The organism is Bifidobacterium eulemuris (assembly GCF_014898155.1).
Classification (GTDB): domain Bacteria; phylum Actinomycetota; class Actinomycetes; order Actinomycetales; family Bifidobacteriaceae; genus Bifidobacterium; species Bifidobacterium eulemuris.
Genome location: NZ_CP062938.1, coordinates 2240772 through 2259238, shown reverse-complemented (window position 1 = coordinate 2259238; position 18467 = coordinate 2240772). Strand labels below are relative to the sequence as shown.

The following is an 18467-nucleotide window of genomic DNA, read 5'->3' as shown; positions in this document are numbered from 1 at the left end:
CTGACGATTCGTCCACACTGAGGGTCAAGGCACCATCATGGCACCATGGATGAACGGCCAGTAACTGTCAATTCATCCACGTTGAGGGTTATGTGAGTGTGGATGGATGGTTATCTACTGTCGCTTCATCCACGCTGAGGGTGTCAGGCGTGAATGAGTCGGCCGTTACCGTCAATTTATCCACGATGACAGATACGCCACAGTGGATGAATAGTCAGTAACTGCCAATCCGTCCACACTGACCACACCCCCAGCGTGGACAGTCCTGTGGAGCTCCATGGGGACAGTCCACTGGACTGTCCCCATTTCGCCGATCACGCACTTATATGCGATTGCTTCGCAATCGCGCAAGTGCGTCAGTGCGAAGCGCTGAGATAACGCGTGCGGCACCGGTGCGGCAGAAGGCGAAGGCGTACGAGGGTACGTCGAGTCTTCTGCCGTGCCGGTGACGCTCCGTTATCTCAGTGCTGGTTGTTGAGACGGTGGTACATTTCGCTAATCTGCAGCTCGCGTTCGAACGCGGCCGGGGTGGTGTCCGCGTCGATGGTGGCGAGTTCGACGCCGGCCATGCGGGCGAAGTCCTCCCAGGCCTCACGACCGATGGAGGTGGTCATGCAGGTGTGGTGGGAGCCGCCGGCGCGCAGCCAGCATTCGGCGGAGACGTTGAGGCTGGGCTGCGGCTTCCAGAGGGCGCGGGCGCAGGGCAGGGCCTTGAGGGAACCTTCGGGTTCGACGATGTCGACGACGTTCATGAGCAGGCGGAAGCGCTCGCGCACGTCGGACATGGAGACGACGACCGCGTCCTTCTTGGGCGCGCCGGTGAAGACGAGGCGCACGGGGTCGGCCTTGCCGCCGATGCCGAGCGGGTGGATCTCCAGCTTGGGTTTGGCGATGGTGCCGATGGACGGGGAGACCTCGAGCATGTGGGCGCCCATGTTGAGCTCATGGCCGGGCACGAAGTTGTAGGAGTAGTCCTCCATGAGAGAGGCGCCGCCGTCGAGGCCGTAGCCCATGACCGCGCCAATGCGCACGAGGACGGCGGTCTTCCAGTCGCCTTCGGCGGAGAAGCCGAAACCATACTCCGAAGGGAAGCGCTGCGGGCCGACGCCGGGCAGCTGCGGTAGGGCGCCGAGGTCTTCGAAGTTGTCGACGCCGGCGGTGCAGCCGTTGGCCTGCATCATGTTGACCATCGCGGCCTCTTCCTTGGCGGCGATGAACAGGGAGTCGTACTTGGCGTCGAGCAGCTCGGGTGCCACGTCGTACTTGGCCTTGTAGTCTTCGATGATGGCCTTGACCTGGTCGTCCTTGACGGCCTCGTAGGCGGCGACGAGCTCGTTGACGGCCCAGGTGTTGATGGACGCGCCGAACACGCGCTCGGCCTCGGTTTTGTCGCCTTCGGTGACGGCCACGTTGCGCATGTTGTCGCCCCAGCGCATGACCTTCATGTTCTGGGAGGCGTCCCAGCCGGCGCAGGCGCGGGCCCAGGTGGCGATCTTTTCGGCGACTTCGGGGTCGGTGTAGTGGCCGACGACGATCTTGCGGTTGATGCCGAGGCGGGAGACGATGTAGCCGAACTCGCGGTCGCCGTGGGCGGCCTGGTTGAGGTTCATGAAGTCCATGTCGATGGTTTCCCACGGGATCTCCATGTGGTGCTGGGTGTTGAGCTGCAGCATCGGCTTGGTGAGCACTTCGAGGCCGCGGATCCACATCTTGGCCGGGGAGAAGGTGTGGCACCAGGTGATGACGCCGATGACGTTCGGGTTGGCGGAGGCTTCGACCATGAACTGCTTGACGCCGTCGGAGGACTTGAGGGTGGGCTTCAAGACCAGCTTGACCGGGATCTTGCCGGTGGCGTTGAGCGCGTCGACGATTTCGGTGGACTGCTCGGCCACCTGGCGCAGCGCCTCCTCGCCATAGAGGTCCTGCGAGCCGACGCCGAACCAGATTTCCTTGCCCTCAAAGGGATTTTCCATTGCCATGGGTTGTTCCTTACTTCGTTGTGATTGGGTTGTTGCGTTATCGAATTATTCGTCATGCCGAGCGCAGTCGAGGCATCTGCCGCCAGTTCATGGCCGGGATCCTTCGACTCCGGCCAGGCCTCCGCTCAGGATGACGATATGTCGCCATCAGACTGGTGCTGTAAGCATTGGCGCAATGCGTGTGTCATCAAGGCGCACCGAGGGAAGGCGTACAAAGGTACGTCGACCGAGGAGCAACGCAGATGACACTCCATTGCGTCAGTGCTGGCCGTAGACGTTTTGGTAGCGGTCGTTCAGCTTATCGATGTCTTCCTGCGCGATCGGGATGATCTCGCCGAGCTGCTTGGCGGCCCACATGGTGTGCGCGACCTCTTCGGTCATGGCGGCGGCTTTGACGGCGCCCTCCGCGTCCTTGCCGATGGTGAAGGGGCCGTGGTTCTGCATGAGGACGGCCGGGGACTTGGGGTACTTCTTGAGCGTTTCGACGACGCCTTCGCCGATGGCTTCGGAGCCGATGAGGCGGAAGGGGCCGACGGGGACTTCGCCGCCGAACTCGTCGCCCATCATGGTCAGGCCGCACGGCACGTTCTGGCCGGTGGCGGCCCAGGCGGTGGCGTAGGTGGAGTGGGTGTGCACCACGCCGTACACGTCGGGCATGTGGCGGTAGATGTAGGCGTGGGAGGCGGTGTCGGAGGACGGGGCTTCGGAGCCGTCGACGACGTTGCCGTCGAGGTCGCACACGACCATGGAGCTCGGGGTGAGGTATTCGTAGCGCAGGCCGGAGGGCTTGATCACGAACAGGTCGGCGGTTTTCAGACGCTGGGACACGTTGCCCGCGGTCCACACGACGAGGTTCCACTTGATGAGCTGGTCGTGCAGGGTGGCGACGATCTCGCGCACCTGCTTGACTTCGGCGCGCACTTCGGGACCGTAATCAGCCAAAGTTGCCATTGTTGTTCCTTCCTTGTTGGGATTGGACTGGTGTGCTGAGCGGAATGTCTGGGAGGCTTGGAGATCCTTCGACTCCGCTGCGCTCCGCTCAGGATGACGATGTTCAGTTATAGGCTTCGTTCCGTCATGCTGAGCGGAGGCGGAGCCGGAGTCGAAGCATCTCGACTGGGAGTGGAGGGCGCTCCAGCGCTGGGAGGCGGTGATGTGTGTGTGTCATCAAGGCGCACCGAGGGAAGGCATACGAAGGTATGTCGACCGAGGAGCAACGCGGATGACACTCCATCACCGCTCTTCCAGCGGGATGGCGGCGATGGCGGCGTGTTCAATCGGCAGCCCCTTGGTGAAGCGGTCGAAGAAGTCTTCGAATCCGACCACGTCCTGGGTGTCCGGGGCCTCGGTGATGGAGGCCGCGTCGGCGAAGACGCGCTCGTCGAGGTAGGCGTCGAGGGCGGTGTCGGCGTGCCACAGGTAGTCGGCGAGCACGGCCATGCCCCATGCGCCGCCTTCGGCGGCGGTGGCCATCACCTTGATGGGGGTGTTGAACGCGGCGGCGAGGATCTTCTGCGCGACCTTGGGGTGGCGAAGATGCCGCCGTGGCCCACGAGGGAGTCGACCTGCACGTGTTCGTCCTTGGTCATCACGTCCATGCCGATTTTGACCGGGGAGAACGCGGAGAACAGCTGGGCGCGCATGAAGTTACCGAGGTTCATGTTGGCTTCCGGACCGCGGGCGAAGACGAGGCGGCCTTCGGGCAGTCCGGCGAGGAATTCGCCGGCGCGGAACGGATAGTTGATGAGGCCGCCGGCGTTGCGGTCCACGTCGTCGGCGATGGCCGCGCGGAACAGCGTGCCGTACAGGGTGCCGACGTCGACGGGGGTGCCGAGCGCTTCGGCGAACTGGCCGAAGAGTCCGACCCAGGCGTTGAGGTCGGAGGTGAAGTTGTTGGCGTGGCTCATGCCCGCGAGGTCGCCGGCCGGGGTGGTGACGAGATCGACTTCGGGGTGCAGGCGTTCCAGCTTGCGCTCCAGCACGACCATCGCGAAGATCGAGGTGCCGGCGGAGACGTTGCCGGTGCGCACGCGCACGGAGTTGGTGGCGACCATGCCGGTGCCGGCGTCGCCTTCCGGCGGGGCGAACACGACGCCCGGCTGCAGGGTTCCGGTCGGATCGAGCAAGGCCGCGCCTTCGGCGGTTAGTTCACCGGCGGGGGTGCCGGCGACCAGCGGTTCGGGCAGCAAATCCTCAAGCGACCACGGCTGGGCTGCGACCTCGGGCAGCGCGTTGAACTGCTTGACGAATTCGGTCTCCCACGTGCGGGTGGCGGGGTCGATGGGGAACATGCCGGAGGCATCGCCCACGCCAAGCACCTTCTTGCCGGTGAGCTTCCAGTGCACATAGCCGGCGAGCGTGGTGAAGAAGGCGACCTTGCCGACATGCTCCTCGTTGTTGAGCACGGCCTGATAAAGATGCGCGATGCTCCAGCGTTCGGGGATGTTGTATTGGAACAGTTCGGAAAGCTTCTCGTGCGCCTCGTGGGTGTTGGTGTTCTGCCAGGTGCGGAAGGGCACGAGCAGTTCGCCGGCTTCGTCGAAGGCGAGGTAGCCGTGCATCATGGCGGAGAAGCCGATATGGCCCACGTGGGTGAGTTTTTCGCCGTAGGCGCGTTCGACGTCGTTGGCCATGGCGGAGTAGGCGGTTTGCAGGCCGGTCCAGATCTCGTCGATGGAATAGCTCCACAGGCCGTCTTCCAGATGGCTGGCCCATCCGAAGTCGCCGGAGGCGATGGTGGCGTAGGTGTCGTCGATAAGCACCGCCTTGATGCGGGTGGATCCGAATTCGATGCCGAGCGAGGTTTTGCCCGCGCGGATCTTCTCGGCGATGGTGGCGACCTGCTCAGCGGCATTCTCTGTTGCTGCCATGTGTGGACTCCTTTGGTTGATCGCGCGGCCATCCGCGGTGATCGCTGGTTCTTTTGGCGCCCGCAGCTTCCCGTCCTCGGATGTGCTGTTAGCGCTCACAATCTTGCCGATACACATTGTACCGGTTCCTGTGAGCGTTCACAACCTCGTCGTGTCCTCACATTACCGGCGCGGAGCGGGGCCCAGCGAACGGCGGTTGACCACTTCGGCGGGAATAAGCCCCACGCCATGCTGGCTGGTCAGGAACGTCGAGTCCGCGCCCTCCCCCAGCAACCGCAGCACCTCGCGCATGGCGGCCACGCCCAGCCCTTCGAAATCGGGGCGCACGGTGGTCAACGGCGGATACATATTGTCCATGGCGGCCATGTCGTCGAATCCGACCAGACTCACATCCTGCGGAATGCGCAGCCCATGCTCGTGCAGGGCGCGGGCGACGCCGACGGCCTGGCTGTCGTTCGCGGTCACCACCACCGTGGGCAGGGCGACGCCGTCGCGACCGTATTCGTCGATCATATGGTTCATCTGCGCGTACGCCTCGGAGGAATCCCACGTATGGCAACGCACCACCCGCATGTCGATGGAGCTGGCCGCGGAAAGCTTGCGCCACGCGTCCAAACGGGTGTGGGCGTCGCGCCATTCGTTGGGCCCGGCGAAATACACGGCGCTTTTATGCCCGTATTCGACCAGCAGCCGCACCACGTCGGCCATCGCGCCCCATTGGTCGATGCCGACCAGTGCGGTGCGGCGGCGGTCGGGCGCGGAGATCAGGCCCAGTCCCTCACGCACCGTCATCTGCCCGTGCGTGGAGGTGACGATCACGCGCGGCTGGCTCACCTTGACCCGGCAGGCGGCAGCGAACATCACGTCGGTCGGCGTCAGGAAGATGAACGCGTCCACGTTCTGCTCGTTGAATGTGTCGGTGAGGTTGTTGAAGTCGGCCTGCGTGCACAGGGCCTCATGCACCATCATCACCGACATGAACAGGCCGTGGTCGCGCGCCATCGACTCGATGGAGGTGATGGCGGAGATCGGGCCGAAGAATTTGAGACCGCCGGCGATCAGGCCGATGGTGCGCGAGCGGCGCGAGGCCAGTGCTCGGGCCGAATTCGAGGGGCGATAGCCGAGTTGTTTGATGGCCTCCTGCACGCGGGCGCGCGTCGCGTCGGAGACGTCGGGCGAGTCGTTGATCACGCGGGAGACGGTCTGATGGCTCACGCCGGCGAGTTTGGCCACCTCGAACATCGAAGGCCGTTTGCCTGTTGTGCGGTTTGCTGCCATATCCCGATCCTCCCCGCTGGGCGACACTGCACGAACACGTTTGCGAACGGCGTTGCGCGAATCTCGCAGGCGACGCCCGTACTCGTCGCTCATGGCAATGCGAGCCCGTCGCGTCCCGCACCCAAAAACGTGAACGCTCACAATTGTACATCCCAACCGTGCGCTCCGTATACCCCGCGTTACATAACGCAGCCAGACGACCTCACGGCAGGCGATTTTCGAGTTTGGTGTGTCGACTCGCCGAGCCTCGCCCAGGTAAAACGATTGATTTTCAAGTTTGGTGTGCGAAATCGGCTCAATCGGGCGAACCGGCCACACCAAACTCGCGCTCCCTCAGTGAAGACGCGTCCGGCCCGAGGTGGGATTACCGCAGTTTCCAGCTGACGCGATGCAAGGGAGTGACGCCATGCTCGGCGATGGCGGCGCGGTGCGCGGCGGAACCATATCCCTTGTTATGAGCCCATTCGTAGGGTGCGTAGCGCGGATTGCCCTGCGCGATCGAGGTCATCAGACGGTCGCGCGTCACTTTGGCGATCACTGCCGCCGCGGCGACCGTGGCGCAATGCTGGTCGCCTTTGACTTTGGTGGTCACCTGCGCGGGAATCGGCACGGATGGTGCGTCGAAGGTGTTAAGCGCTTTGGTGATGTAGTCGCTGGGACCGTCGAGGATCGCGCCCACGCGCACATTGGATCTGTCGAACAAATCCACGACGCCGAACTCGTCGCGACCGCCGCGTCCGTTTCGCGCAGCCGAAACGTCCGGGGCGTTCGAGCCGGTTTCCATGACGCCCACGGCCGCCGCGCCATCCACGAAACCGGCTGGCTCGCTGGCCCCCACACCTGCGCCGTCGCCGAGCCCCAAGTCACGTTCGACCTGGTTGAGGGCGCGCAAGGCGGCCACGCCCAGCGCATAGGTGATGCCCCACTCGTCGATTTCCGTGTTGCTGGCCTGCCCGACCGCGTAGGCGGCAGGCCATGCGCAGAGTTCGTCGAACATGGCTTCACGGCGATGCTCGGTGAGCATTTTGGAATCGGCCACGCCGGAGGGAATCTCCAATGTGGGCAGGTCCCGCGCCCAGATCGCGGCGCAGCCGACCATCACCGGGCCGGCGAGCGCGCCGCGCCCGACCTCGTCGAATCCTACGATCAGGTCGAAACCACGGGACGCGAGCTGGCGTTCCAGGTCGAGCGTGGGCGTCACGGAGACGCTCATTGCGACGCTCCGGCGGCATCGGACGTATCACCGTCGGGCACGTCGGCGAATACCTCATGATGCGCGTCCAGCAGACCGATGCGGTTCAACGGCCAGTAGCGCACCACTCCCACGCCGACCACATCGCTGATGGGCACCAGCCCGTTCGAACCATCGTCCTGATGGAAGCGGGAATCCGCGGAATTGGAACGGTTGTCGCCCATGACGAACACATGCCCTTCGGTGACGGTCACACTGAACGCGAAGCTGGAGGGGTCCACGCCGGGGCGGATGTAGCTCGTCTCGTTGATGGCCACGCCGTTGATAGTGACGGGCTCGCCTGGCCCCTCGCAGGCGACCACATCGCCGGGTAGGCCGATCAGACGTTTGATGAGATAGTCGCCGACGATGTCGCTGCTCTGCTCACTGCTCAGCCAGTTGGCCGGATCGTGGAACACAATCACGTCGCCGCGCTGGAGACTGAAGACGCCGGGGCTGAGTTTGCTGGTGAGCACGCGGTCGCCGGGTTCGATGGTGTCCATCATGGAGCGGCTGGGAATCGTATACAGTCCGACGAGGAAGATGCGCAACAGCAGCACGATGATGATGGGGACCCCGCACCAGACCAGCATGTCACGGAAAGTGAAGCTGTCTTCGCGGGCCGCCGCGTGCCGGCCGTTCGTCGCCGGCGGGGGCACCGGCGTCGGGTCCACGCCGTGGTCGGCGACTTGGAAGGTGCGGGCGTCGCGCGCTTCGTCGCCTGTGGGATTCTCCGGCTGCATGTCCCTCCTCATGGGCTCGCTGTGGTTTCCGTGGGCCATCATACCCGTCGAAAATGAAAACAGCCCGGAAGCCGAAGCCTCCGGGCTGAATTTCACAAACTCACTTAGCGGAGTTGTCGCGACGCTCGACGATACGAGCGGCCTTGCCACGCAGGGCGCGCAGGTAGTAGAGCTTGGCGCGGCGCACACGGCCCATACGCACGAGCTTGATGGAGTCGATCGCCGGGGAGTGCAGCGGGAAGCGGCGCTCCACACCGGTGCCGAAGCTGATCTTGCGCACCACGAAGGTCTCGCGCACGCCAGAGCCCTGACGGGCGATCACCACGCCGGTGAAGGTCTGGATACGGGAATTGTTGCCTTCCTTGATCTTCACGTTCACGTCGACGGTGTCGCCGGGACGGAAGGCCGGGATCTCTTCGGCCGGCTTGACGTGCTTGGCGTCGAATGCCTCAATAGCGTTAACCATTGTTGTTCCTCGTTCGCCGCCGCATATCGGCGATAGGTCGGGGCGTCGCCCGGCGCGAAGCCGTGCGATACGCCTGCATCATCCCCCACGGGTCCGCCCGAGGGGAGGTGCCGATCCGCCGGGAGTCGGGCCTTCGCAGGCCGCCCGGCTGGACCTCGTGTGGGGCGGGTTTATGCGGCAACCCGTCTCACAGCACAATCAGCGAACCAGTGTACGCGCCCTCCTCGACCGAAGCACGACCTTGACGGCTCGGCGGCGCATGGAAGATCTTACGAATTCGACGCCATCAGCTTGGCGACGGCGGCGCGGATGGCGGGTTCGGCCTCGTCGGGCGTGCGGATGGACTGCACGGATGCCTCGATCGGACACATGCCGGTGTGGGTGCGGTTGAGGATTATCGGCACCAGCGCGTCATAGCTCGCCTCGATGCCGTGGGATTGCAGCACGGACAGGCCCGCCTCGCTCATCGTCCGCCCATGGACGGCGGCCACGCCGAGCTTGACATACAGCAGAGCCGCGGCCTTGCCGACCACACGATCAGCGGCGGAGAATCCATGGATGTCCTGCCCGTTGGCCAGCCATTGCAGCAGCGGCCTGACTCCCCGGCCCATGCCGGTGACAATCTCCCCGCCGAGGCAGGCCGCGCATCCCAGCGTGGGGTCGCTGGCGAGCGCGGCCTTCGCGCGTTCGATATCGGCGAACATCGCGCCTCTTACCGGCCCGCGGCCGTGCGGCGGTCCACCAGCCATACGATCAGCGGCAGCATCGCCCACTGCAGGACGAGTCCCGGCAGTCCGGCGATGACGCTTGTCCAGATGGAGGCGACGGCCACGGTGGTGTTGCTCAGCGCGAACACGGCGACGAGAATCGCCACGGCGCGCACCGCACGGCCGGCGACCTGCGCGATCAGCACTTTGACGACGGTCGGCAGGTTCACACCGCGCAGGAACCCAGCGAACAGACCGTAGGCCGCCAGTTCGAGAATCATGAACGGCACCATGGCCGGGCCGGGCATGCCGGAGAGCGCGAAGCTGACCAGCGGACCGAGCGCGCCGGCGGCAACGCCCGCGTAGGGGCCGGCGAGCAGTCCGACCAGCAGCACCGGCAGATGCATGGGCAGCAGGGTTTCGCCCAGGGCGGTGCCGAGTCCGAGCGAGGCGCCGGCCACGTGGAAGACCTGCGGCAGGGCGACCGCGCCGACGACGGCAAGCAGCGTCGCCCACACCTGCGTGGTGACGGAAGGCAACGGACGTGCGGTGGAACGGGTGATTGTCGTGGATGTCATATCAATTCCTTTGGTCTGGTTGTTGCGTCATGTCAAGCGGATCGTCCTCGTCATACCGAGCGTCCCTTACTCGTCATGCCGAGCGGAGTCGAGGCATCCCATGGGATCCTTCGACTCCGGCTACGCCTCCGCTCAGGATGACGAGAGGAGAACGCGATTCCAATCGGCACGATCGTTAGTCGAGGTCGATGAGGCGGTAGTCGCGGCTGCCGAAGCCGAGTTCGACCGCGTGTTCGATGATGTGGATGCCGTGGCGGCTTTCCATGCGTTCGATCAGGGGCCCGGTGTTGTCGTCGGAGAGGTAGATCTGGTCGACGCACGCCTGATCGACGGCGACCGGGTCGAGCGAGGCGAGGATACCGATATCACCCATCTGAGGCGCGTGCGGATTGCCGTCGCAGTCGCAGTCCACGGACAGGTGGTTCATCACGTTGATGAACAGCATATTGCCTTTGAGCGCGTTGAACACGGCGGACGATGCCTCGGCCATCGCCTCGAGGAACGAGTCCTGGTCACCGCTGAAATGGTCGGGCAGGATCTCGTCCTGGCCGGAGTGGATGCGCTTCTTGCCGTTCGCCGAGGCGATGCCGATGGAGATGTTCTTGAGCGCGCCGCCAAATCCGCCCATCACATGGCCTTTGAAGTGCGAGAGCACGGCGTAGTAGTCGTAGTTCGTGAAATGCGAGCCGACGATGTCGCCGGTGATGCGGCGGCCTCCTTCGACCGGCAGGGTGATCTCGCCCTCCTCGTCCTGGATGTCGACGGGCGCGATGTCCAGGAAGCCATGGTCTTTGATGGTTTGCCAATGGGCGTCGAAGGTGTCGCGCGTGCCCGCGTAGGCGGTGTTGCATTCGACGATGGTGCCGTCGAGCTTGTGCACGAGATCCTTGATGAGGTTGGGGTCGAGATAATGCGTGTTGCCGCCCTCGCCGGTGCTGAGCTTGACCGCCACTTTGCCTCGGGGCCGCGCGCCCAACGCCTCGTAGGCCTTCATCAGTCCGGCGGGACTGATGTCGCGGGTCATATAGACCGTCGGCGCCATCGGATAGTCGGTGATATGGGGCTGATACGTGCCTGTCATTCATGCCTCCTTGCGAACCTTCACGTGTGATTCCCTCATCCAGAATACCGCCAGCGATATAACAAACCTTGATTCCAATCGCCCCCTCTCCTAAAAGAGGCTCTTACACACCAGAATGCGAAGAGCCAAATTAACAGCATGCCCCACCTCGGAAAGCAGCCGATTCAAGACCTTAATAAAACGCATCACACGCTGGCTTTCCTTGAGAATTCAGGGATGATTCTTGAATTCAGAGAAAGACGCCAAATTCAGAGGAAGACCACTTCTCAAAGGTAGTGGACCACGGACATTCTCGGAGACCGGACGCAAGAAGCATGAATGGTCAGTCTTGAGGAACATAGGAAGGCGGCGGAGTTGTATTTCGCCACGCTGGACCGCACCTTCAAACGCCGCATGGGCGACGTCCTCGCGTTCTTCGACCGGCTCTACGGTTCCAACAGTCCCACCGAGGCCATCAACGGCAGGCTCGAGACGCTGCGCGGCATCGCCCTGGGGTTTCGCAACCTCGACAACTGCATCACCCGCAGCCTGCTGCACACCGGCGGCTTCAGACAAACCATCCTCAACCACCTATGACCAACACAACCCATACACACCAAAATGCGAAGAACCGCGTTAGCGGTAGTGGATTTGATGGGCTGCGGATGTCGATCTGCGTTAGCGGTAGTGCCGTATCGGCGTCATAGCCGCCGTCGTCGTTGATATTCCGCCACGTATACTCGGCGGTAGGACATAAGGCCACTACCGCTAACGCAGATCGAGTTTCGCAAAGGCCCAAATCCACTACCGCTAACGCAGTTGGACGCAATCCGACCGCCCTCGGCCAGCCTCGGCCCCGCAATGTCGCATCCTGCTTCTCGGGAACCGCGGCCGGCTGGCCCAGCTGCATCCCGGGCAAAGCCGCGACCCTCCGTCCGCATCCTCGAGCTCACAGCTCGTATCAGCCACATGCCGGCACGCCCGCCACCATCCAGATGCCGTTGAGACAGCAGAACCAGCCCCAGTCTGTCAAGGCCGAGCAGGACACGGCCATCGAACGCGCTAGACTCGGAGACAAGCCGCGCGGTTTCCTTCACTTTTTCGATCACACAACGAATGAAACCGCACGGCCCATACACACCAAAATGCGAAGAACGGAAAAACACCCTCCCATCACCATCGACAAACCCATATACGCCGAGGGGGCGTCGATTCCACGCGGAACCGACGCCCCCTAAGTGCAGTCAGACGGACAGCCTGAATCAGAACTCCCTACGAACAGTCCAGTGAACTGTTCGTAGCAGTGCATAGCGATAGCGTCATGCACGTCGCTAAGCACAGCGTTCTGACTCTAGTCAGAACTCCCTGTTCGCGCGGTAGAACTTGATCAGGGACTGGGTGGAGGCGTCCTGCTCGGCGAGCGCCTCATCGTCCTGGCTGATGGCCGGGGTGATCTCCTTGGCGAGCTGCTTGCCCAGCTCGACGCCCCACTGGTCGTAGGAGTCCAGGCCCCACACGGTGCCCTCGACGAAGGTGATGTGCTCGTAGAGCGCGATCAGCTCGCCGACGGCGAACGGGGTCAGCGCCACGCCGAAGATCGAGGTGGTCGGGCGGTTGCCGGTGAACACACGGGCCGGAACGATCTCTTCGGCGGTGCCCTCGGCGCGCACCTCGTCGGCGGTCTTGCCGAACGCGAGCGCCTTGGTCTGCGCGAAGTAGTTGCCGAGGAACAGCTCGTGCACGTCCTGGTCGCCGTCCTTGGTCGGGTTCGGGGTGTTCACGAACGCGATGAAGTCGGCCGGGATGAGCTGGGTGCCCTGGTGGATCAGCTGGTAGAAGGCGTGCTGGCCGTTGGTGCCGGGCTCACCCCAGAAGATCTCGCCGGTCTCGCAGGTGACGGGGGTGCCGTCCCAGCGCACGGACTTGCCGTTGGACTCCATGGTCAGCTGCTGCAGGTAGGCGGGGAAGCGGTGCAGGTACTGGTCGTAGGGCAGCACGGCGTGCGAGGCGACCTTGAAGAAGTTGCGGTACCACACGTTGAGCATGCCGAGCAGCACGACTACGTTCCTCTCGAACGGGGTCTTCTCGAAGTACTCGTCGATCTCGTGGAAGCCGTGCAGGAACTCCTCGAAGCGGGCCGGACCGAACACCACGGCGAGGGAGGTGCCCACGGCGGAATCGACGGAATAACGGCCGCCGACCCAGTTCCAGAAGCCGAAGGCGTTGTTCGGGTCGATGCCGAACTCGGCGACCTTCTCCAGGTTGGTGGAGACGGCGACGAAGTGCTTCTTGACGGCATCGGCGTTCTGCTCGTCGGAGCCGTCGATGGCGCCGGCGGCCTTGAGCTCCTCAAGCAGCCAAGTGCGGGCCTCGCGGGCGTTGGTCAGGGTCTCCAGGGTGGTGAAGGTCTTGGAGACGACGATGAACAGGGTGGTCTCCGGGTCGAGGCCCTTGGTCTTCTCGGCCAGGTCGTTGGGGTCGATGTTGGAGATGTAGCGGGCGGAGATGCCGGCGTCCGCGTAGGGCTTGAGCGCCTCGTACACCATGACGGGGCCCAGGTCGGAGCCGCCGATGCCGATGTTGACCACGGTTTCGATCTTCTTGCCGGTCACGCCGACCCATTCGCCGGAGCGGACCTGCTCGGCGAAGGCGTAGATGCGGTCGAGCACCTCGCGCACGTCGGCGACGGTGTCCTGGCCGTCGACGATGAACTTGCCGGCGTCGGTGGCGGGGCGGCGCAGCGCGGTGTGCAGCACGGCGCGGTCCTCGGTGTTGTTGATGTGCACGCCGGTGTACATCTGCTGGGTGCGCTCGTCGAGCTTGACGGCCTTGGCGAGGTCGGCGAACAGCTTCAGGGTTTCGGGCTTGATCAGGTTCTTGGACAGATCGAAGTGCAGGTCGCCGGCGTCGAAGGACAGCGCGTCGACGCGGTTCTCATCATCGGCGAACCACTGCTTGAGGCTGATGCCCTCGTTCTGCAGCTCGTCGTAATGCTTCTGCAGGGCGGCCCATTCGGGGGTCTTGGTGGCGTCAACAGGAGGATTGATGGCCATGAATTCCATTCCTTTCATCATTGCTGAAGGCGATGCGGTCGCGCGCCGAAAAGCATACGCCGCAACACTTCGCTTCATCTCACAAGATACTCACAAAAGAGGACAGAACAACACAAACCACATTCCGCTCGGGCAACACGCGCAACGAAGAAATCCGTCTTGCTTTTTCGACGGGTTCCTCTATACTTTTCTTTTTGTGCGCGAGTAGCGAATGCTTCTCGGGCCGCACGCCACTTTAGCTCAGTCGGTAGAGCGGCTCACTCGTAATGAGCAGGTCGACAGTTCGATTCTGTCAAGTGGCTCCCCTACCCCGGTTTCGGCCGGGGTTTTTCGTATGCCCCGGACGCCCGCGCACCCCGCAGGTCCGTTCTGGGCAGACGGCTTGCTACAGTTGTGGCGTTCGCGCGAGTGGCGTAATTGGTAGCCGCGCAGGATTTAGGTTCCTGTGTCTTTGACGTGTGGGTTCGAGTCCCATCTCGCGCACTTCGGTGGGGCCGTTGTCCGTCGCAATGCAAACTTAGGCATATTCCGAACACGCCGTTCGACGAACACTATACTTTCTTCATGCCGGTGGCGCGCGATGGCGTGGAATCGGCCGAGCCGCCGCGCACGGACCGTGGGAGAGGCCGCGTGCGACGCGCGTTCCCGACACGAGCCAAGCGAACGAAGAGTGGAGGAACCCATGTCCGCCATCATCCAGCCTGCCAGTCTGCTGTTGATCATCCTCGCGGGATACCTGTTCAAACGTTTCGGACTGTTCGGTCCGCGCGACTACCGCGTGCTGCAGACCGCGGAGTTCAACATCGTGCTGCCCGGCGCCATCGTCTACTCCTTCGCCACCAATCCGCACGATATCAGCCTGCTGTGGATCGCCGTGTTCTCGTTCTTCTGCGCGCTGATTCCGCTGCTGTTCATTTTCGCGGCCACGCGCAGGCGCAAGGTCTCCGATCGCGCGTTCCTGATGCTCAACGGCGCGGGATTCAACCTCGGATGTTTCTGCTTCCCTGTGGTGCAGGCGTTCTGGGGCGCGGGCGCGGTGGTGCCCGCCGCCATGTTCGACATCGGCAACTGCGTGATGGTGGCCGCCGGCACGAATGTGATGACCCAGCAGTTGCTGCATATCCGCCCCGGTAAAACGCTCGCCGAGCAGCATGCGGGCGATGCGCCCACCCTGCCGTATGAAAGGCCGAAGGACCGCGACGCGCGCCGGCTGGCCCGCCACGCGATGGCACGCAATATCGCCCACAGTTTCTTCGGATCGGTGCCGTTCGACACCTATCTGCTGATGATCGCGCTGATGCTCGCCAATGTGCAGATTCCTGAATGGATCGCGATCGTCTGCCAACCGTTGTCCAACGCGAACGCCTTCGTGGCGATGTTCATGGTCGGCATGCTGATGGATCTGCCCAACTCGCGGCATGACGTGCGCGAACTGCTGGAGGTGGTCGCCTGGCGTCTGCCGTTCGGACTGCTGTTCGCCGCGGCCGCATGGTTCATCCTGCCGTTCGACGCGACCACACGCGCCGTCGCGGTCATCTGCTGCCTGGCGCCGATCGCGCTCTTCTCCACGCTGTTCACCGACAAGGTGCTCGGCAATGCTCGTCTGGCGGGATTCTCGCTGTCGGTCACGGCGATCATCTCGCTGGTTATGATGACCGTCGTGCACATGTTCCTGCCTGTGTAGACGGCGTTCTTGCCAGTCCAGACGGCCCGTACACAGCCGTCGACTACCCGACCAAAAGACGGAGCAACGAGTTTGGTGTGTCGGATTCGCCGAATACGGCCGATTTCACACACCAAACTCACGAATCAAACGTTTTAGCAGAGCACGGCTCAGCAGCCCGACACACCAAACTCGCAGCAGAGGCGGAATGAGGCGTTTCCGGGAGCGGAAACACGCGTGAATTCACGCCAGCGCCCATGAATTCACGGCTAGCGACGCAGCAGTTTGGACGCGAATTCCTTGACGCCGAACCGCAGTTTGTCCACCGGCAAAGTGAATTCGCCCGGCATCTCCTCCACAAAACCATTGAACCTGGTTTTGAAATCATAGACGCCATATCCGGGATCGTCAGTATCGAAGTTACCCGTGATGCCATAGAAGTTATACCGTCCGATACCCCGTTCGACGCCTTCCACCATGATCGAATGATGCAGCAGCGCCGACCCGTAGAATTTGGCGTATTTATCGTTGTTACCGGCTGAAAGGCCGACAAGCTCACGCGCATGGCGCAGATACACGATGCATCCGACCGGAACCACTTCCCCGTCCTCGGCGATCAGACGCTCAGCTTCTTCGATACGCCGACGCGCGCCATCGACCTCCTTGCGCTTGGCCTCCAGACGGTTGCGCACCTTGTCGCTCAACGACGCCTCGTCACCTTTGGCGCAAATGGAATCCACCACTTCCTGTTCCTGGGACAGCTTGCGCCGGCATTCGCATATATAGTCGTTGAGATGCAGCTCGGCCACCAGGAACTGGACCTGGTCGCCGAAAGCATCGTACAGGTTCTCGTAGTAATCCACCGAGCGCCCTTCGAAATGCTGCTTCTGCGAACTCATCGCGCAAAGTTCGACGAACAGACTCATTTCGTCGCGCTGCAAAGCCCGGACCACCACGTGGCTGTCCCTCGCGATGCGGATGTTCTTGCGGCGATACTTCGTATACGACTCCAATAAGGCTTTCTCGTCCGCCAGACCGTTCAGGTCCTTGACATACACCCAACGATTGCAGATGCTGTCATAGCCGACGGTGAACCCGCCATGCCGCCAGCCCAGCCGACGCAAAGACTCGAACGAGACGTCATCCGCATCACCTTCGCACGAACCATCCGAGGAATGCCTCTGATATACGAAATCCGGCCAACAGCTCACCGACAACGCGCCATGGCCGCGCGCCGAACGACGAATCGCCTCAGTCAGCGCCGCGGTCAACTCAAAGTCATGAAAATCGCACATGGGTCCGCACCAGATGGACCCCTCAAGCCCCATACGACCACGCAAGTACGAGATGAAACAGCCGGCGACCACTTCACCGTCACGACGCACGCCCACGATGTCGTAGGAATCCGCCCGTCGCGACGACAAGTCGATCATATATGAGGTCTGCTGAAAGTTGCCCAACGGATGGGTCTCTGACAACGCGTCCAGCTCCTGACGGCTGATCGTGCCGATACTTAGTTCCTGCGCCATATCACTCACCATTCTCGAAATCGCAAACCATCATCCATCACGTTACCGTCTGAGCAGGCGACGCAACATACGTCCGAAACCGTATCTCAACCGTCGTATAGGAAGCGTGAACTCGCCAGGCATCTCCCAAACATATCCATTGAATCCCTGCTTGAATTCCAACACACCGCGCCCCTCATCGTCGGGGTCATCGAACACACCCGAAATGCCATAGAAGTTATAGCGCGCGATACCCAGTTCCAAACAACGGCTCATGGCCCAATGCTGAATCAGCGCCGAAGCGTAGAAAGGCTTGTAACGCTCCACGCTGCCGGAATACAGATACACCATCTCCTGGGGATGCTCCACGATCAAAGACGCGGCCGCGGGTAGAACATCGCCTTGTCCGACGAGTTCGACGGCTTCGTCCAAACGCTTTTGCGCGGCGGTCAGATTGCGTGTCTCCTCGCCCAGCTGACGGGAGATCTTCGTGGTCGGACGCTGATCGTACTTCGCCTGCAGCGCCGCAACCTTGGCCTGCAGGGCGTCACGTTTGGCGGTCATATCAGCCAGATACTCGTCGACATGGATCTCAGCGACCATGAAATGGGCTTTATCCCCGAACGCCTGTTTGAAATCCCGGAAATAGCGCTCGTCGCGGGTGGAGAAATTACGGCGCTCAGCCGTTTGCTGCTCAATCCGCGCGAACACATGCAATTCATCCATATCAAGCTCGCGCACACGAACACCCATCGAGCGGGAACGCTTCACGCTCCATTGCATGCGCTTGTCATAGCTTTCGAGCAACGCCCCCTCATCGCTGAATCCAGCCAGATCCTTGGCGTACATCCACCGGCACACGATGCCATAACCTTGGGTGAACCCGCCATGGGTCCACCCCTGCGAGCGGAATTTGCGTATCAGCCCATCGTCCGCAGCGCCACAGGGGGTGCCATCGGAAAGACGGCGGCGATAGACCGTGTTCGGCCAGCAACTCACACAAACCGCGCCGTGCTTGCGCGCGGAATCACGAATCGCGTCCGTCATGGCGGCGAGCACGCCGTCATCGGTGATGTCCCCTATCGGGCCAAACCAAATGGAACCTTCGGCACCCAAACGGCCTCGCGTATATGCGATGACGCATGCGGCGACCAGACGGCCATCGCGGCGAACGCCGACAAGATCATGGCCCGCACCCCTTCTATCCAGCAAACGAACCTGTCCTGAACTCTGCTGAAATCCCCCTTGAGGATGACCGGCGGACAATTCGTCCAATTCCTCCAACGTAATGGTTCCCGATGAATAGTTGGAACTCATGGATCTCACCATAC

15 protein-coding genes, 2 tRNA genes and 1 pseudogene are annotated in these 18467 nt (G+C 62.6%); 5 read left to right on the top strand and 13 right to left on the bottom strand.

Annotated elements, in window-relative coordinates; translation table 11 throughout:
- Positions 1-461: 461 nt before the first annotated feature.
- From araA to BE0216_RS09360, 10 genes and pseudogenes are all read right to left on the bottom strand, one after another.
- Positions 462-1979, bottom strand: a complete 1518-nt coding sequence (araA, locus tag BE0216_RS09405; protein WP_094637255.1) for an L-arabinose isomerase — start codon at positions 1977-1979, stop codon at positions 462-464.
- A gap of 258 nt (positions 1980-2237) precedes the next feature.
- Positions 2238-2930, bottom strand: coding sequence for an L-ribulose-5-phosphate 4-epimerase (locus tag BE0216_RS09400; protein WP_094637254.1), 693 nt, complete (start codon positions 2928-2930; stop codon positions 2238-2240).
- 282 nt (positions 2931-3212) lie between these two features.
- Positions 3213-4849: pseudogene (locus tag BE0216_RS09395) on the bottom strand (xylulokinase).
- A gap of 162 nt (positions 4850-5011) precedes the next feature.
- Positions 5012-6127 (bottom strand): LacI family DNA-binding transcriptional regulator, encoded by a 1116-nt coding sequence (locus BE0216_RS09390; protein ID WP_094637252.1) that lies wholly within the window; start codon positions 6125-6127, stop codon positions 5012-5014.
- 364 nt (positions 6128-6491) lie between these two features.
- Positions 6492-7340, bottom strand: a complete 849-nt coding sequence (locus BE0216_RS09385) for a ribonuclease HII (RefSeq protein ID WP_094637251.1) — start codon at positions 7338-7340, stop codon at positions 6492-6494.
- On the bottom strand, positions 7337-8101 hold the full coding sequence (lepB, locus tag BE0216_RS09380; protein WP_226805764.1) for a signal peptidase I: 765 nt from the start codon (positions 8099-8101) through the stop codon (positions 7337-7339). The genes BE0216_RS09385 and lepB overlap by 4 nt, the downstream gene beginning before the upstream one ends.
- Positions 8102-8201: 100 nt before the next feature.
- Positions 8202-8567 (bottom strand): 50S ribosomal protein L19, encoded by a 366-nt coding sequence (gene rplS, locus BE0216_RS09375; RefSeq protein WP_072723454.1) that lies wholly within the window; start codon positions 8565-8567, stop codon positions 8202-8204.
- A 269-nt stretch (positions 8568-8836) separates the two neighbouring features.
- The gene (locus BE0216_RS09370; protein ID WP_158217234.1) at positions 8837-9271 is read right to left on the bottom strand and encodes a DUF1893 domain-containing protein; all 435 of its coding nucleotides are present in this window, start codon (positions 9269-9271) and stop codon (positions 8837-8839) included.
- Between the two features lie 8 nt (positions 9272-9279).
- Positions 9280-9852, bottom strand: a complete 573-nt coding sequence (locus BE0216_RS09365) for an ECF transporter S component (RefSeq protein ID WP_094637248.1) — start codon at positions 9850-9852, stop codon at positions 9280-9282.
- A 175-nt stretch (positions 9853-10027) separates the two neighbouring features.
- Complete coding sequence (locus BE0216_RS09360; RefSeq protein ID WP_094637247.1) at positions 10028-10933, bottom strand: DUF362 domain-containing protein; 906 nt, start codon at positions 10931-10933, stop codon at positions 10028-10030.
- Positions 10934-11287: 354 nt separating this feature from the next.
- Between BE0216_RS09360 and BE0216_RS09355 the strand changes: the two genes are divergently transcribed.
- Positions 11288-11509, top strand: a complete 222-nt coding sequence (locus BE0216_RS09355) for a transposase (RefSeq protein ID WP_404801832.1) — start codon at positions 11288-11290, stop codon at positions 11507-11509.
- Positions 11510-12267: 758 nt separating this feature from the next.
- Here BE0216_RS09355 and pgi read toward each other — a convergent pair.
- Complete coding sequence (gene pgi / locus BE0216_RS09350; protein WP_094637246.1) at positions 12268-13965, bottom strand: glucose-6-phosphate isomerase; 1698 nt, start codon at positions 13963-13965, stop codon at positions 12268-12270.
- On the opposite strand from pgi, the gene BE0216_RS09345 reads away from it, so the two are divergent.
- From BE0216_RS09345 to BE0216_RS09330, 4 genes are all read left to right on the top strand, one after another.
- The gene (locus BE0216_RS09345; protein WP_143249323.1) at positions 13958-14173 is read left to right on the top strand and encodes a hypothetical protein; all 216 of its coding nucleotides are present in this window, start codon (positions 13958-13960) and stop codon (positions 14171-14173) included. The genes pgi and BE0216_RS09345 overlap by 8 nt on opposite strands.
- Before the next feature lie 21 nt (positions 14174-14194).
- Positions 14195-14267, top strand: a tRNA-Thr gene (locus BE0216_RS09340).
- Positions 14268-14367: 100 nt separating this feature from the next.
- Positions 14368-14448 (top strand) — tRNA-Leu (locus BE0216_RS09335).
- A 199-nt stretch (positions 14449-14647) separates the two neighbouring features.
- Positions 14648-15649, top strand: a complete 1002-nt coding sequence (locus BE0216_RS09330; protein ID WP_094637245.1) for an AEC family transporter — start codon at positions 14648-14650, stop codon at positions 15647-15649.
- A 248-nt stretch (positions 15650-15897) separates the two neighbouring features.
- Here BE0216_RS09330 and BE0216_RS09325 read toward each other — a convergent pair whose 3' ends face one another.
- Complete coding sequence (locus tag BE0216_RS09325; RefSeq protein WP_158217233.1) at positions 15898-17157, bottom strand: aminoacyltransferase; 1260 nt, start codon at positions 17155-17157, stop codon at positions 15898-15900.
- 42 nt (positions 17158-17199) lie between these two features.
- Positions 17200-18465: an aminoacyltransferase gene (locus BE0216_RS09320; protein WP_404801812.1), complete on the bottom strand. Its 1266-nt coding sequence runs from the start codon at positions 18463-18465 to the stop codon at positions 17200-17202.
- Positions 18466-18467: the final 2 nt, after the last annotated feature.

Coding starts and splice junctions, on each gene's coding strand:
- araA (WP_094637255.1), bottom strand. CDS start 1,979: ATGGCAATGGAAAATCCCTTTGAGGGCAAGGAAATCTGGTTCGGCGTC.
- BE0216_RS09400 (WP_094637254.1), bottom strand. CDS start 2,930: ATGGCAACTTTGGCTGATTACGGTCCCGAAGTGCGCGCCGAAGTCAAG.
- BE0216_RS09390 (WP_094637252.1), bottom strand. CDS start 6,127: ATGGCAGCAAACCGCACAACAGGCAAACGGCCTTCGATGTTCGAGGTG.
- BE0216_RS09385 (WP_094637251.1), bottom strand. CDS start 7,340: ATGAGCGTCTCCGTGACGCCCACGCTCGACCTGGAACGCCAGCTCGCG.
- lepB (WP_226805764.1), bottom strand. CDS start 8,101: ATGCAGCCGGAGAATCCCACAGGCGACGAAGCGCGCGACGCCCGCACC.
- rplS (WP_072723454.1), bottom strand. CDS start 8,567: ATGGTTAACGCTATTGAGGCATTCGACGCCAAGCACGTCAAGCCGGCC.
- BE0216_RS09370 (WP_158217234.1), bottom strand. CDS start 9,271: ATGTTCGCCGATATCGAACGCGCGAAGGCCGCGCTCGCCAGCGACCCC.
- BE0216_RS09365 (WP_094637248.1), bottom strand. CDS start 9,852: ATGACATCCACGACAATCACCCGTTCCACCGCACGTCCGTTGCCTTCC.
- BE0216_RS09360 (WP_094637247.1), bottom strand. CDS start 10,933: ATGACAGGCACGTATCAGCCCCATATCACCGACTATCCGATGGCGCCG.
- BE0216_RS09345 (WP_143249323.1), top strand. CDS start 13,958: ATGGCCATGAATTCCATTCCTTTCATCATTGCTGAAGGCGATGCGGTC.
- pgi (WP_094637246.1), bottom strand. CDS start 13,965: ATGGCCATCAATCCTCCTGTTGACGCCACCAAGACCCCCGAATGGGCC.
- BE0216_RS09330 (WP_094637245.1), top strand. CDS start 14,648: ATGTCCGCCATCATCCAGCCTGCCAGTCTGCTGTTGATCATCCTCGCG.
- BE0216_RS09325 (WP_158217233.1), bottom strand. CDS start 17,157: ATGGCGCAGGAACTAAGTATCGGCACGATCAGCCGTCAGGAGCTGGAC.
- BE0216_RS09320 (WP_404801812.1), bottom strand. CDS start 18,465: ATGGTGAGATCCATGAGTTCCAACTATTCATCGGGAACCATTACGTTG.